Origin of the sequence: Corynebacterium glyciniphilum AJ 3170 (genome assembly GCF_007673095.1) — a bacterium.
Taxonomy (GTDB): domain Bacteria; phylum Actinomycetota; class Actinomycetes; order Mycobacteriales; family Mycobacteriaceae; genus Corynebacterium.
Window position 1 is genome coordinate 1 of sequence record NZ_VDYZ01000029.1, and the last position, 14,187, is coordinate 14,187.

Here is a 14,187-nt window from a genome sequence, read left to right on the forward strand (position 1 = left end):
CCCGGCGGATTCCTTGGGGAACAACAACCGGCTCAGCGCACCGCGACGCTGGGCAGATTCCCCGTCGAGGTGTTCTTCCTCCTCGGCCGGTACCGACACCGTCCGGGTGGCGGTGTTGTCGTCGCGTCCCTGCAACGCCCGGGTACGCAACGGCTCCGGCCACCCACCGGGAGGGGTGCCCAGCTCACCGCGCAAAAACGCGATGACACTGGCGGGGATGTCGTAGCGTTGCGGGTCGGCGGCGAAGTCCGCCACACTCACTCCGGCGCCGACCAGGTGCAGGGCCAGGTCACCGACGACCTTGGAGGAGGGGGTGACCTTGGTGGGCCGGCCGAGTAGTTCGTTGACCCCGGCGTAGGCGTTTTCGATCAGTTCGAACCGGTCCCCCAGCCCCAGGGCGGTGGCTTGGGTACGCAGGTTGGACAATTGTCCGCCGGGGATCTCGTGGGTGTACACCCGGCCAGTGGGGCCCGGCAGGCCGGATTCGAACGGGCTGTAGAGGGAGCGGACGGCCTCCCAGTAGGGCTCCAGGGAGTTCACCGCGTCCAGCGAGATGCCGGTGTCCCGGTCGGTGTTCGCGAAGGCGGCGACGATACCCGACAGTGACGGCTGGGAGGTGGTCCCTGCCATCGACGCGGCAGCACCGTCCACCGCATCCGCGCCGGCGTCCGCCGCGGCGAGGTAGGTGGCGAGCTGGCCGCCGGCGGTGTCGTGGGTGTGCAGGTGCACCGGCACATCGAAGTTTTCCCGTAGTGCGGTGACCAGCCTGGTGGCCGCGGCGGGGCGTAGTAGTCCGGCCATGTCTTTGATCGCCAGGATGTGTGCTCCGGAGGCTACGATCTGTTCGGCCAGGCGCAGGTAGTAGTCCAGGGTGTAGAGCGTCTCACCCGGGTTGGACAGGTCCCCGGAGTAGGCCATCGCGACTTCGGCGACGGCGGTGCCTGTCTCCAGCACCGCGTCGATGGCCACGCGCATCTGGTCGATGTCGTTGAGCGCGTCGAAGATGCGGAAAATATCCACCCCACTGGCCGCGGCTTCGGCGACGAACTTCTCGGCGACGATGTCGGGGTAGGGGGTGTAGCCGACGGTGTTGCGTCCGCGCAGCAGCATCTGGATGGTGGTGTTCGGCATCGCGGCACGCAGCTGGTCGAGGCGGTCCCAGGGGTCTTCGTGCAAAAACTGCAGGGCGACATCGTAGGTTGCCCCGCCCCAGGCTTCGACGCTGAGTAGTTCGGGGGTCAGGTGGGCCACGGCTTCGGCGGCGTCGACCAGTGGGTTGGTGCGCACGCGGGTGGCGAGCAGGGACTGGTGGGCGTCGCGGAAGGTGGTGTCGGTGACACCCAGGGCACTCTGGGTGCGCAGTTGGCGGGCGAACTCTTCGGGTCCGAGCTCCAGCAGCCGGTCACGCGAGCCGGCCGGCAGACCCGCACCGGTGCCGGTGGCGCCGGTGGTGGTGTGGAGTTCGGGGAGTTTGCGGTGGGACACCACGTCGGTGGGGCAGGTCCCGTGGGGCTTGTTGACGGTGACATCAGCCAGGTAGTCCAGGATCCGGCCCGGCTCGTCATCGGCCGGTGGGGCGGCCAGCAGGTGCGGGTGGTCGGTGATAAACGAGGTGGCGATGCGGTGGTGGCGGAAGTCGTCTTCGCGCAGCAGCGCGCGCAGGAAACCGATGTTGGTGGCGACCCCGGAGACGGTGAACTCGGCCAGGGCACGCTCGGCACGGGCCACGGCCTGGGCGAAGTCGGCACCACGGCAGGTCATCTTCACCAGCATGGAGTCGAAGTGGGCGGTGATCTCCCCGCCCAGTGAGGCGGCCCCGTCGAGGCGGACCCCGGCCCCGCCCGGGGAGCGGTAGGCGGTGATGGTACCGGTGTCGGGCCGAAAACCGTTGGAGGGGTCCTCGGTGGTGATACGGCACTGCAGGGCGGCCCCGCGGGTGACGATGGTGTCCTGGTGCAGGCCCAGATCATCCAGGGTCGCGCCGGCGGCGATGTGCATCTGGGATTTGACCAGGTCGACGGAGGTGACTTCCTCGGTGACGGTGTGCTCGACCTGGATGCGCGGGTTCATCTCGATGAACACGTGGTTGCCGTCCTCGTCGACGAGGAACTCCACGGTCCCGGCACCGGTGTAGTTGATGGATTCGCAGAAGCGCACCGCGTCGGCGCAAATTGTTTCGCGCAACTCGGGGTCGAGGTGCTGGGCGGGGGCGATCTCCACGACTTTCTGGTGGCGGCGTTGCAGGGAGCAGTCACGCTCGTAGAGGTGGATGACGTTGCCGGTGTGGTCGCCGAGGATCTGGACTTCGATGTGCTGGGGGTTGATCACCGCACGCTCGATGTAGACCCTCGGGTCACCGAAGGCGGCTTCGGCCTCGCGGGAGGCCTCAGCGGCACGCTCGGCCAGTTCGTCGGCGGTGGCGACAAAGCGCATGCCACGTCCACCACCGCCGGCGACGGCTTTGACGAACAGCGGGTAGGTGCGCCCCTCGGCGAAGGAGACCAGCTCGTCGATGTCGGCGCTGGGGGGTGAGTCGTCCAGGATCGGCAGGCCGGCTTTTCTGGCGGCGTCGACGGCGGCGGCTTTGTCGCCGGTGAGGTCCAGGGTGTCCGGGTCGGGGCCGATGAAGGTGATGTTGTTCTCGGCGGCCCGCCGGGCCAGGGTGGCGTTTTCGGACAGGAAGCCGTAGCCGGGGTAGATCGCGTCGGCGCCGGTCTGTACCGCGGCGCGGATGATTTCGTCGATGTTGAGGTAGGCCTTGACCGGTGAGCCGGTGGTGCCGATGCGTACGGCTTCGGAGGCGAAGGAGCGGTGGAAGGAGTTGCGGTCTTCGCGTGGGTAGACCGCGACGGTGGTGGCGCCGGTTTCGAAGGCGGCGCGGAAGGCGCGGACGGCGATTTCACCGCGGTTGGCGACCAGGATCTTCGAGAAGGAGTGCGGGTCAGCCATGTGAAATGTCCTCACTGTGGTCCAAATCTTCTGGGCCAAATCGATTATTCGTGAACGAGAATAAGGTACGGACTGCGATACTGGACTACTACGGAACGACTACCCAGAGACCACAGGTGATGGCAAAACCGGTCAATGCAAGGGTCAGCCCCATTACCGACCATGTTTTCAATCCATCAATCACAGAGAGCCCTAAGTAGCGTGTAGTGATCCAGAATGCGGAATCATTGACATGTGTCAAGGAATTAGATCCACAACCGATCGCAATCAAGAGCAAAGCAATCTGAAGAGTGCTGAAATCTCCTGCGAGGACCGTGGCAGCTATGATCCCTCCGGTTGTCTGGGCAGCTACCGTTCCAGATCCCTGAGCTGCCTTGAGAGCAGCAGCAAGGAGAAAGGCCATTGGCAGCATCGGCATACCTGTGGCGAGCAGCGAGTCAGATATTGCCTCTCCAATCCCGGTAGCAGTTAGAACGGCTGCGAATACGCCACCTGCACCTGTAACAAAAACCACGACAGCAGCAGGCCCAAGCGCATCGTCCATAATCTCGGAGACCTTCATACCACTTCGCTTATGACGGATCCCCAGAAGATAATATCCCAATATTGCAGCGACAAGAAGCGCGAATGCCGGGGCGCCAATAAAGCTCGTATATTCCAGAACCGGGTGCTCTTCGGGAAGAACGAGTTCGGTAACCGTACCGATTGCTATCATCAGCAGAGGGAGAAGAATACAGAGAAGCACTTCCCAGGTAGCAGGAGTAGTCACATGCGACGACTCATCTTCAATGTTACCGGGAAAATTATCACCGCTGATTTCAGCGTCACCTGAGTCACACTCCCGACCAGAAGAATCACCGCCGCCCGCACGGATCGGTTGTGCGTGAGGCGAGGTCGACACCGCAGCAAAGCGCCGAGTAACGTCCGGCGTCATGACATACTCTTTCAGGTTCAGTAACTTAGCCATGTAGACAGCGACGAAGCCGACGGGAACCGCGATAACCAGTCCCATCATGAGAAGGACCCCGACGTCTCCCCCAAGGCTTCCTGTTGCAGCAGTAATACCAGGGTGGGGCGGCAAGGTGTTGTGCAGGTACACCATAAACGGAGCGATGGGCAAACCAAGGATGATCGGACTGCGGTGTCCCGCCATCCGCGCAAATGAGTACACAATCGGGACCAGGATTATGAACGCGACATCATAAAAAATAGGTATGGCAACGAGAGAAGCCGCAAGAAGTAGCGCGGTGCCTGATCTTTTTTCCCCAAGGCGAATACGGAAGGAATTTGCTAGAACAGCAGCGGAACCAGATTTCTCCAGAATCCCACCCAACATCGCCCCAAGGCCCACCAGGAGCGCCACACTTCCCAGGGTACTTCCCATACCGTCGATTATGAGTGGCATTACCTCACTCGGAGACGTCCCCGCGGCCAATGCTGTCACTACAGCGATGGCAAGAAGGGCGATGTATGCAGGCCATTTCAGAACCGTTACTAGAACAAGAAGGGCAGCGATAGCAATAATCGCCAGAACTATCAAGTAGGCAGCACCCATGGTGTCCTCTTTCTAGGAAGCGCTCAAGTACCGATATCAAAAAGACAGGACTCTAGTGTAAGTTCCCTCGTTTTCTTGCCAGCAAATCTTGCGAGGGTCCTACTCCTACCTCATAACAAGCGAAGTGAGTCAAGTCAACGATAACGCGGCAGTCAGCGCGTACTTTTAGCTTTTCTTTAAACCCTATGAGAATTATCGCCATAAGGTTCCGACATGATCAACACTGACTGGAACGAATGGTTTTGGTCATCGCTTCAGCGCTAATTCCGTAGCGATCCTCGAGCGTGGGTAACGCACCTGCACTCGGGAACTCATCAGGCAGGGCAATCGGTGTAATCTTCTGGCCGAGCCCGTTCTTCGCGGCGACTGATGCAACCGCCGAAAACAATCCACCGACAACCGAGTGGTTTTCAGCAGTGAAAACGGGCCGGTCAGAACGAGCGATGGCACCGATCACCGCCTGTTCGTCGAGTGGCTTGACGGTTGCGAGATGAAGGACCTCTACTTCAATTCCGTCCTTATCCAGACGCTCCGTGGCTTCGAGCACCCGTTGAGTAGCGAGTCCGGAGCTGATGACAAGAGCATTATCTCCATCTCGCAGCTTCCTCGCCTTACCAAGTTCGAACTCCCCGTCGTAGTTGTGGAGGATCTTGGGGACTCTGCCCCGCAGTAGTCGCATGTAGGTCGGTCCGTCGACTGCAGCCATAGCTGGAGTGGCAGCCTGGATATCTGTGGCGTCGCACGGATCAAGGATCGTCAGGTTCGGACAGGACTGAAGGATAGCCATGTCATCAAAAGCCATATGACTGGGACCGTATCCGGTTGTCAGACCCGGGAGTGCGCAGACAAGATTGACGTTGAGTTTCTGCTCAGCGATGTCCAACAACAGCCAGTCATATGCTCGACGGGTTGCGAAGACGGAGTAGGTGGAGGCGAAGGGGACAAATCCTTCTTGGGCCAGCCCAGCAGCGGCACCCATCATCGCCATCTCTGCCATCCCGACTTGATAGAAGCGGTTGGGCATAGCATCGCGGAAGATGTGCATGTCCGTGTATTTCGCGAGGTCGGCCGACAACCCTACGATACGGTCATCCTGTTCTGCAACATCGACGAGTGCGTGGCCAAGCGGTGCCGAGATGGTTTCGACATCGTCCCCGGCAACGTCTGCGATCATTGCCCCAGAACGTAGAACCTGTCCGTTGTTCTTGTCACTCGCCATTGGTGAATCCTTCCTTGAGTTGCTTCTTTACCTGGATCCATTCCTCTTCATCGACTCTCATGAAGTGGAGCTTGTCCCTGTTTTCCAGCATGGGGACCCCCTTGCCCATGACCGTGCGACACACGAGCACGTGGGGTTTTCCATCGTCGGCCGCTCGCGCGGTTTCCATCGCGCGAATAAGCGCTTCGACGTCGTGCCCGTCTACATCATGTGCGGTCCACCCGAAGGCTTCGAACCTTCTGGCGGTAGCCGAGTTATCGTTCGTGTCGCCCGGCCGCGTCGGACCGTCGGCCTGTTGACCATTGACGTCAACCACAGCGACGATATTCTTCAACTTCAGGTCTCCTGCGACTTTCGCAGCTTCCCAGGTGGAGCCTTCGTCGAGTTCACCATCAGAGAGGAGGTTCACAACGATCTGCGAACCGCCACGCCTCAACAAGGCGATTGCCGCGCCAAGCGCGATTGGCAGGCCATGTCCGAGTGACCCCCCTGAGATCTCCACCCCTGGCGTATAGACAGCCATGGCTGACATTGGTAGGCGTGAATCATCCGCAGCATAGGTCTGGAGCTCTTCCTCTGGAAGGAACTTAGCCTCGACCAGGGCGGCATACAACGCAAGCCCGTAGTGCCCCATCGACATGAAACAACGGTCTCGCTCTTGGTCCGTCGTGTCGTGAGGGTTCAACACAAGCTGGTCGGTGTACAGCACCGCGAGAATGTCTGAGAGATCAAGTGCCTGACCAATGTAGCCCTGACCTTGAAGTTCCGCCTGGGTAATGGCGTGCTGGCGGATACGGTAGGCAGATTCTCGAATCCTTTGCACCCGCTCTGGGTCAATGACGTCTTGAGGTGAAGTCATACCCTCCTGCTTTCGTTGTCAACTGTTAACAATGTACCTCCACAGTGTGACCTGCATCGCTTTTATTGTCAACAGTCAACAGTTAATTCTCCCCCTCTTATCGCTGCGACGAGGTGGTATAGGAAAAAGCTATGTGATTAATTTTCTATGTTCGTATAACGTCGTAGCGATACTTGTTCTTCCCGCCCCGAGTCGGCGCCTTTGGGCAGTGCACCTGAACGTCCGGCATGCACTGATAGCGCCACGTCTTAGCTACGACGGTCGGATGACCTGTCATCTCGCTAAACCCTGATCCAACAACGTCAGCTGGCTGAGTCTGAGACACTGTGTTGTGCAGCTCAACTCCCCCCCGGCCCAATAGACCCGCTGACACCAACTCGCCAACACGACGCCTTGCAGGGCTACAACCCCGCACCCATCTGCCCTGCGATGAACCGCTGCCCTGCCTGCGAGGGGTGGATGATCATCTTGTAGTCCGGGGTGGTCGTGTCGATGAGGCCGGCGATGTAGCGGTCCGCATCCGGCGCGCAGGAATCATGCCCCTGACTGGCGGCCTTCAGATCGACGAACGTCGCCCCGATCTCCTCGGCGGACTGCCGCTGCATCGTCTGCACAGCAGTCTCGGCCTTCGCCAGGTACGGCACCGACAGGCCCGCCGGATGATCCGGCACCACGTTGACGATACAGTACCTGTCGCCGTGACCGATCTGCGGCATCCCGCTGACGACCAGCGCCGCGTCCGGCGCAACTGCCCGGACACGGCGTGCGGCCTCGCGCATGTCGGCGGCGTAGGCGTCCTGCACAGCATCGAAGTCCGTGACGTCCACACCGTCCTTCTGCCCCCACGGGCCGAAGTTGTTCAGGCCCACCGGGAACACCACCGAATCAGTGTCGGCGGTCAGATCACCGGCGGCGATGCTGGCGTCGATCCGATCCAGCATCGTGCGGGACGTCTGCGCGGTACAGGACCAGTCGCGGACGTCCATACCCTCATCTTGCAGCAGCCGCGGCCAGTTGTCGGGTGCCTGCAGGCATTCCTTGCCCGACTCCAACTGTCCGGTGCGCGGGTAGTCGGTGAGGAACGGCTTGAGCTCCTCATACTGATTCGCCATGCCGACGAGCTGACTCGGGTTGGCCGTGTAGGAGTCACCGTAGGTCACCACCGTCGTGCTGGCAGGCGATGCCACCCCTGCGGTGGCAGTGGCGGTGCTGACCGTCGCCGACAACAGCAGACAGGTGGCGAAAACACGGGTGGCGCGGGTGAATCGACGCATTGAGGGGTGTCCTTCCAGGTGGTATCTCGGTCACGGGCATGACCGACCACCCAGAACTGTAACTGCTCTTGTCCTCGACAGGCGGGCGACAGCGCCGTCAGTCCTGCACACGGGCCAGGAACGCGCCCCACACCGTCTGTTGGGCGGGGCTGAGCGCATCAGCCTGCATGTCCCGGACCAGCGCTGCGATCGGTTGTTCCTCGTCTGCGGGTTCGATGCCCACCTCCGCCAGAACGCTCTCCCCGAAGGCCACCATCTGCCCAGCCAGACGCTCGGCATCCGCGTCATCAATGTGATTCTGCTCCGCCAGCTGCTCAAATTCGGTCGCGAGTGCGACAACGCGCGCTGCTGTCTCACCCTCACCCAGCGCCTTGAGGACGGCGGCTGCGCTGTCTCCGTCGAAGGCGCCGGTCGCCGTGATCAGTGTCCACACGTCCTGGTCGAACTGTTCGGTGGACGTGAGCTGCTCGCCGGCCCCAGCCCGGACCACCGGCATGGACAGCCGACGTACTTCTGCGAGCATCCTCCGTTGCTCGTCGATGCGCACGGCCTGTGCTGCGAGGTCCCGGTCGAGTTCCTCCAGGAGCTCATCCTGGCTGCGGAGGTCCTGTTCCAGCATCGTATGAATCCGGCGGAGCGGCATGCCACTCGCGGCGAGCTGACGGATCCGCAGGACGCGGACCACGTCGCGCGCACCGTAGCAGCGGTACCCGTTCGGGTCGCGTGGGACGTCCGGGAGCAGTCCGATCGCGTGATAATGCCGCAGAGCCCGGGGCGTGGTTCCGGCGAGGTCGGCGACTTCCCGGGTACGCAGGACCATGTCGCCGTCCCGTCCTACCCCTGTGTCGTTCATGCGCTGACCTCATCCTGGGCAGGTGTCACCGCATGTAGGAATGCTTCGGGATCGTCCACGAAGAGCTGTACCTCGGTGACGCGGACATCGACCGGACGGTGTTTCTTCGGCACCGGTGCATCGGTGGCCACGGACTCGGCGAAACGCAGCACCACGTTCGTACTCTGGAACTGTGTGAGGATCAACCGGTTCCCTTCGACATCGGGTTGCGTGACAGCGTGGTTCGCGTGTCTGCTCGCCGAGACTACGTTGCTCAGCGGTGTGGCGAGCACCGTTTGCAGACCCCAACGCAGGGTCAGGTCGTCGTGTGAAACCAGGTGCGGGTTCACGATCCGGGCGGCGAAGAATCCTGCGACGAAGAGGACTCCCCAGATACTGAAGATCAGCAGTACGATCCGCAGCCACTGCCACGGCACCAGCAGGTGGACGACGACCAGCTCCACCAGGCTCACCATCACGATCGCCGCCGGGACAGCCATGACTCCTCTTGTATACCCGAAGGATGCCGCGCCCGCCGGCACCCGTCGTTTCCCTGCCACCGCCAGGACCAGGCTGTGGTAGTACCGGAGTTCCGACACGGCGGGACGGAGCAGCGGTTCCTCCGCGATGACGCGGTCGAGGAGGCTGCGGTCGTCGCCGGCAGGTGTGCTGACGACACGGCGGAGTCGGAGCAGGGTCAACACCACAAACACCACGAGCAGCGGCACCTCAACGGCGAGAAACAACTGCACCGCGATGTCACCGGCGAGGACGCCCGTCAGGTTGAGCACCACCAGCGTGATGGCGACCAGGACGGTAACACCCGCATGCGCCCGGTGCACCGTCCGCACCCACCGAGGATTCTGAATCATAGCCTCAGTCTCAACTATGACGCTGCGTCGCAGTCAAGGGTCGTTGTTCCTCCTTGCAGTATCTCCCATCGCACTGTCTACGACGTAGGATCTAAGGAACCTACTACGCGCCCGACGGAGGTGTCACATGCGGCTCAACAGCAACGGCCAGGTAACCATCCCAGCTGCGCTCCGCCACGAGTTCGGTTTTACCGAGGGGGACGATGTAGAAGTGATCGCCGACGGCAACTCACTCCGTATCGTCCATGCCGGCTCAATGCCCTCCCGTGGAGAGCAGATCGTCAGGCGCATGCGGGGGCAGGCCACCACATCGCGCATCGAGGAACTCAGGAAGCTCCTCCGTGATGAGCGCGACGACTGAAGCCTCGGGACCGTAAGTTCGGCGTCAGCCGCGCTTCCCCGTCTCACTGAGCACCGCATGGGTGTGGCGGATCATCATGTGCGCCAGCTTCCGGTTCACCCGCGCGCCCAGTACCGCGCCGACGCCCAGTGGCAGCATCTTGGCGAACGCCGCCCCCGCCATGCGTCGACGCAGCTGGCGGAAAGCTATCCGCCCCAACCGCGAGTTGATGGTCCTTTTCTCGGCGTCGCTGGCACTGCCCAGCTTCCGGAGTCCACCGATCCCCTTCGCACCCGAGGCTGCCGACACCGCCTCATTGCCTGCGGCGCCGGCGATGCTGAACAGGATCAGCCGACGGCGCGCCTCCCGGTGGCTGATGTCGACCCCGCGCAACCGCGCACTCGACAGCGTGTACAGCGCGAAGACCTCCACGACACCGAGGGCTTCCCCACCGGCCGCGCCCGCACTGAGCAGCGTCCCGATACCGGGGAAGAACGCCAGGGCGCCGGTTCCTGCACCCGTGCCCGTCGCCAGCGTCCGGAAATGCCGGTCAATGACCTTCTGCTGCCGGGCGACAGACTTCCTGCCGTGCCTACGCCGGATGTAGTTGACGTACTTCTCGATCGCCGGCGCCTGGATCTCGGACGCCTTGTCCACCGCCTTGAAGAACTGGCGGGCCAACTTACCGTCCGGCTCATCGAGGTCCGCGATCCCCTTGAGTGCCTCCTTGGATTCCGGGGACAGCTCCTCCTCGTCGACTGTCGCGGACACATCGGCCCCCGTATCGCGTTGGGCGGACGCGTCGTCTTTCCTGCTGCGGGAGAAAGGCTTCGGTAGCTTCACGGGTGTCCTCCAGTGTGGGGCGATTGACCGGGTCGAGTGTAGCCGTTTCCGCCACCCGGGAACCGGCAACACAGATGTCACAGAAGTGGCACAACCTCGAAACGACCGCTTCGTAGATTGAGTCCTGTTACAAGACCATCAGCGGCTCAGCCGGGTCTGCATCGCACGGCGTCGGGATGACGGAGCGTACGACCGTAGGGGAAACCGCGTGACGTGAAAGGACCATCATGGTTCAGACCACCACGCCCAGCAGCACCGACGACTACAGCAACGCCGAACTCGACCTCGAGTCGAGGATGGGCGGCGTCGGTACAGAGACCACCGACCGGGCCGTCCCGGTCATCGACGTCAACAACTGGGACCTCACCGACCAGGAGTGGGACGCCAAGGCCGAGGAACTCTGGCAGGCCGCCACCACCATCGGGTTCTTCCAGCTGAAGAACTTCGGCATCAGCAAAGCCGAGATCGACGCCGCGTTCGCGGAGTCCCGCCGCCTCTTCGCCCTGCCGAAGGAGACGTTGGAGACCGTCGCAAAGCCGAAAGGCAAGAACGTCGGCTTCGAGCACAAGTCCCAGATCCGCCCGTCGACCGGCACTCCGGACGAGAAGGAGAGCTACCAGCTCACCCGTCCACTCATGGACGGCCTGTGGCTCGACGAGGAGACGCTGCCCGGCTTCCGTGACAACGCGCTGTCCTTCGAAACCAGGTGCCATGACGTGGCCATGCGCATCCTGGAGTTCTTCGCCGTGAAGCTCGACTTCGAGCGTGACTACTTCACCAAGGTGCACGATCCCGCCTCCGACCTGCACCAGTGCACCCTGCGCATGATCCACTACATGGCCGTGGACGCCGCCGACAACGTCCCCGACAAGGACGGCGCACCCGTCTGGCGTGCAGGCGCACACACCGACTTCAACTGCCTGACCCTGCTGTTCCAGACCGACGGCGAGTCCGGCCTGCAGGTCATGCCCGGTGCGGACGCCACGCAGGACGTCCAGAGCTGGACGCCGGTCCCCGCCTTCACGGACATCCTCACCTGCAATATCGGTGACATGCTCATGCGGTGGAGCGACGACCGGCTGAAATCCAACTTCCACCGCGTCAAAGCCGCCGACATCGGGGTGGATATCCCGGAGCGCTACTCCATGCCCTACTTCGCCCAGGCCGACCGGGACGCCGTGATCGAAGGGCCCGACCGGAAGTACGAGCCGATGACCGCCGGAGACTACCTCGACATGCGGATCACGGCGAACTTCAGCAAGGCCGAATCCGCCAGGTAGCTCCCTTCTCTCCCCCACCGCTCAAGCACCGTCCCGCTCAGGAGCATCTCCACCCATGACCGCTACATTCGACCGCACCGCGCACCATCATTCCCCCGCCCCCGGCAAAGACCCCGACGCTGAACCCGACGCAGACCGCGATGTCGGATTCTCCACCGACGGATCCGCCGTGGACACCAATTTCGGTTGGCGCCACAACCTCACCTACGGCATCCAGCACGTCCTGATCATGTACGTGGGGTGTGTGTCCGTCCCCCTCGCGCTCGGCGCAGCGCTCGGGCTCGACCGAGAGACGGTGGCGATGCTGGTCAACGCCGACCTTCTCGTCGCCGGCGTGATCACCATGATCCAGTCGCTCGGGGTCGGACGGATCGCCGGCGGACGCATGCCGATCATCGGTGGTGCGGCGTTCGTCCAGGTGGCGTCCATGATATCGATCGGGCAGACTTACGGGCTGCCCGCGATCTGGGGGTGCATGCTCGCCGGTGGTGTCGTGGGACTGCTTCTCGCCTGGCCGTTCAGCAAGCTGTTGAAGTACTTCCCTCCGCTGGTCACCGGTACCGTGCTGCTGGTCCTCGGGGTGTCACTGATCGGCGTGTCCGCCGGCCTGGTCGTCGGACAACCGATGGCCGGTGGTCAGGAGAATCCGGACTACGCCGACCCGCTGTCGATCGGTATCGCCTCGCTCGTGGTCGTCGTGGCCGTTGCGCTGTCCTGTCTGGCACGCGGGGTGGTGGCGAAGGCATCGCTGATTATCGCGACGATCATCGGTGTGCTGGCCTGTTGGCCCGCTGGCCTACTGGACTTCTCCGGCGTCGGCGACGAGCCGCTGTTCGCACTGGTCAAGCCCTTCCACTTCGGAGCGCCGGAGTTCCCGCTGGTCGGTGTGCTGTCGATGTCGGTGGTGATGATGTTCCTCTTCGCGGAGACGATCGCCAGCGTCAGCGCCCTGTCGGAGATCACCGGAAAGAAGATGAGCCGGTCGGACGTGGCCCGATCGTTGGTCGGGGATGCGGCGTCCGGCGTGCTCGGCGGGATCTTCAACGGATTCTTCGACACCGTCTTCAACCAGAACGTCGGCGCGGTACGCACCACGCGTGTCCACTCGCGCTACGTGACCGCCACGGCCGGGGCCGTCCTGCTGCTCCTGGGGCTCACGCCGGCGACAGGAGCGGTGATCGCCGCGCTGCCGGACCCGGTGATCGGCGGGATCTCGCTGATCCTGTTCACCTCCATCGCCGCAGTGGGCGTGAACACCCTGCGGAAGGTGGATCTCACCGACACGGTCAACTCGACGATTGTGGCGATAGCGGTCGCCCTCGGGCTGTTGTCGAAGTTCTCCACCGGTATCTGGTCGAACTTCCCGGACTGGACGCAGACGCTCCTGTCGGACGGTGTGGTCCTGGCCGCGTTGGCGGCCTTCGGACTCAACCTCTTGTTCAACCACACCCCCATCGCGGACCGCGCCCGGGCGGCGCGCAATGAGCAGCGACCCGAGCCGGAGTCGGTGTTCGTGTAGGAGGGGCAGGTAACCGAACCTGGACTCCAGGGGTACCGCGCGGTAGACATGAATCATGTTCCGGGGAGTGATTCAGGAGGTGGAGATAGTGAATACCGTTGCAGACGCCATCGAGAGCGCACGGGCGGCCTCCGGGCTGTCACAGCGTGCACTCGCGGACAAAACGGGCATTTCACAAGCCACACTGAATCGGATTCTGAACGGTAGCCGCGTCGCAAAGATGCCGGAGAGCATCCTGATCGCTGAAGCAACAGGATGCACGGTAGCGCAACTTACCGACAGTGCAGTCGCGAAGCGCGTGCGCTGCGCTACGCAGTCCACGAACGGTGCGAACATGAACGCGATGCGCCAACGTCTGCTTCACTTCATGGAGATGGACGCCTACTTAGCTGATCAGGCGATCCCGGCTCCGTGATGTCATCGTCAGAGCACCAGACCAAGGCAGCTGCCAACAAGTTGAGGCACGATCATCAGCTGGGACTGCCGCACCGATACCTCCATCGCTGGTCGGGTAATTAGTCGAGAGATCCACCCGAGCAACTCACGCCTGGCAGAATGGAGTCACTGCCAGCAATGTCGCTTGGGACTGCTGCGCGAGTAGTTGACATCTGATCTGGCTTGCCGTGGGGTGGGCCTGGAAGGATG

At 62.5% G+C, this 14,187-nt stretch carries 12 protein-coding genes; 4 read left to right on the forward strand and 8 right to left on the reverse strand.

The genetic code is table 11. From position 1 onward, the window contains the following. The 7 genes from FS507_RS16095 to FS507_RS16125 all read right to left on the reverse strand — a co-directional run. The coding region (locus tag FS507_RS16095) for a pyruvate carboxylase (protein ID WP_145943782.1) at nt 1-2,949 on the reverse strand (2,949 nt) is incomplete at its 3' end. An 88-nt stretch (nt 2,950-3,037) separates the two neighbouring features. After that, nucleotides 3,038-4,504 carry a GntT/GntP/DsdX family permease gene (locus FS507_RS16100; RefSeq protein ID WP_145943783.1) on the reverse strand — a complete coding sequence of 489 codons (1,467 nt, stop codon included), beginning with the start codon at nt 4,502-4,504 and terminating at the stop codon, nt 3,038-3,040. A gap of 217 nt (nt 4,505-4,721) precedes the next feature. Further along, nucleotides 4,722-5,723 carry a transketolase family protein gene (locus FS507_RS16105; RefSeq protein ID WP_145943784.1) on the reverse strand — a complete coding sequence of 334 codons (1,002 nt, stop codon included), beginning with the start codon at nt 5,721-5,723 and terminating at the stop codon, nt 4,722-4,724. Next, nucleotides 5,713-6,582, reverse strand: a complete 870-nt coding sequence (locus FS507_RS16110) for a transketolase (RefSeq protein ID WP_145943785.1) — start codon at nt 6,580-6,582, stop codon at nt 5,713-5,715. Before FS507_RS16110 ends, FS507_RS16105 begins: the two co-directional genes overlap by 11 nt. Nucleotides 6,583-6,983: 401 nt before the next feature. Beyond that, entirely contained in the window at nt 6,984-7,856 is an 873-nt protein-coding gene (locus tag FS507_RS16115; protein ID WP_145943786.1) for a GDSL-type esterase/lipase family protein, read from the reverse strand. A 97-nt stretch (nt 7,857-7,953) separates the two neighbouring features. Beyond that, nucleotides 7,954-8,709: a helix-turn-helix domain-containing protein gene (locus FS507_RS16120; protein WP_145943787.1), complete on the reverse strand. Its 756-nt coding sequence runs from the start codon at nt 8,707-8,709 to the stop codon at nt 7,954-7,956. Further along, nucleotides 8,706-9,560: a hypothetical protein gene (locus tag FS507_RS16125; RefSeq protein WP_145943788.1), complete on the reverse strand. Its 855-nt coding sequence runs from the start codon at nt 9,558-9,560 to the stop codon at nt 8,706-8,708. Before FS507_RS16125 ends, FS507_RS16120 begins: the two co-directional genes overlap by 4 nt. 127 nt (nt 9,561-9,687) lie before the next feature. Between FS507_RS16125 and FS507_RS16130 the strand changes: the two genes are divergently transcribed. Beyond that, entirely contained in the window at nt 9,688-9,921 is a 234-nt protein-coding gene (locus FS507_RS16130; protein ID WP_145943789.1) for an AbrB/MazE/SpoVT family DNA-binding domain-containing protein, read from the forward strand. A gap of 24 nt (nt 9,922-9,945) precedes the next feature. Here FS507_RS16130 and FS507_RS16135 read toward each other — a convergent pair whose 3' ends face one another. After that, complete coding sequence (locus FS507_RS16135) at nt 9,946-10,743, reverse strand: hypothetical protein (protein WP_145943790.1); 798 nt, start codon at nt 10,741-10,743, stop codon at nt 9,946-9,948. A 227-nt stretch (nt 10,744-10,970) separates the two neighbouring features. On the opposite strand from FS507_RS16135, the gene FS507_RS16140 reads away from it, so the two are divergent. From FS507_RS16140 to FS507_RS16150, 3 genes are all read left to right on the forward strand, one after another. After that, nucleotides 10,971-12,023: an isopenicillin N synthase family dioxygenase gene (locus tag FS507_RS16140; RefSeq protein ID WP_145943791.1), complete on the forward strand. Its 1,053-nt coding sequence runs from the start codon at nt 10,971-10,973 to the stop codon at nt 12,021-12,023. Nucleotides 12,024-12,078: 55 nt separating this feature from the next. Beyond that, nucleotides 12,079-13,542 (forward strand): nucleobase:cation symporter-2 family protein, encoded by a 1,464-nt coding sequence (locus FS507_RS16145; RefSeq protein ID WP_145943792.1) that lies wholly within the window; start codon nt 12,079-12,081, stop codon nt 13,540-13,542. 88 nt (nt 13,543-13,630) lie between these two features. Continuing rightward, nucleotides 13,631-13,957 (forward strand): helix-turn-helix domain-containing protein, encoded by a 327-nt coding sequence (locus FS507_RS16150; protein WP_260853584.1) that lies wholly within the window; start codon nt 13,631-13,633, stop codon nt 13,955-13,957. Nucleotides 13,958-14,187: the final 230 nt, after the last annotated feature.

Coding starts and splice junctions, on each gene's coding strand:
- FS507_RS16105 (WP_145943784.1), bottom strand. CDS start 5,723: ATGGCGAGTGACAAGAACAACGGACAGGTTCTACGTTCTGGGGCAATG.
- FS507_RS16120 (WP_145943787.1), bottom strand. CDS start 8,709: ATGAACGACACAGGGGTAGGACGGGACGGCGACATGGTCCTGCGTACC.
- FS507_RS16140 (WP_145943791.1), top strand. CDS start 10,971: ATGGTTCAGACCACCACGCCCAGCAGCACCGACGACTACAGCAACGCC.
- FS507_RS16115 (WP_145943786.1), bottom strand. CDS start 7,856: ATGCGTCGATTCACCCGCGCCACCCGTGTTTTCGCCACCTGTCTGCTG.
- FS507_RS16125 (WP_145943788.1), bottom strand. CDS start 9,560: ATGATTCAGAATCCTCGGTGGGTGCGGACGGTGCACCGGGCGCATGCG.
- FS507_RS16110 (WP_145943785.1), bottom strand. CDS start 6,582: ATGACTTCACCTCAAGACGTCATTGACCCAGAGCGGGTGCAAAGGATT.
- FS507_RS16130 (WP_145943789.1), top strand. CDS start 9,688: ATGCGGCTCAACAGCAACGGCCAGGTAACCATCCCAGCTGCGCTCCGC.
- FS507_RS16145 (WP_145943792.1), top strand. CDS start 12,079: ATGACCGCTACATTCGACCGCACCGCGCACCATCATTCCCCCGCCCCC.
- FS507_RS16100 (WP_145943783.1), bottom strand. CDS start 4,504: ATGGGTGCTGCCTACTTGATAGTTCTGGCGATTATTGCTATCGCTGCC.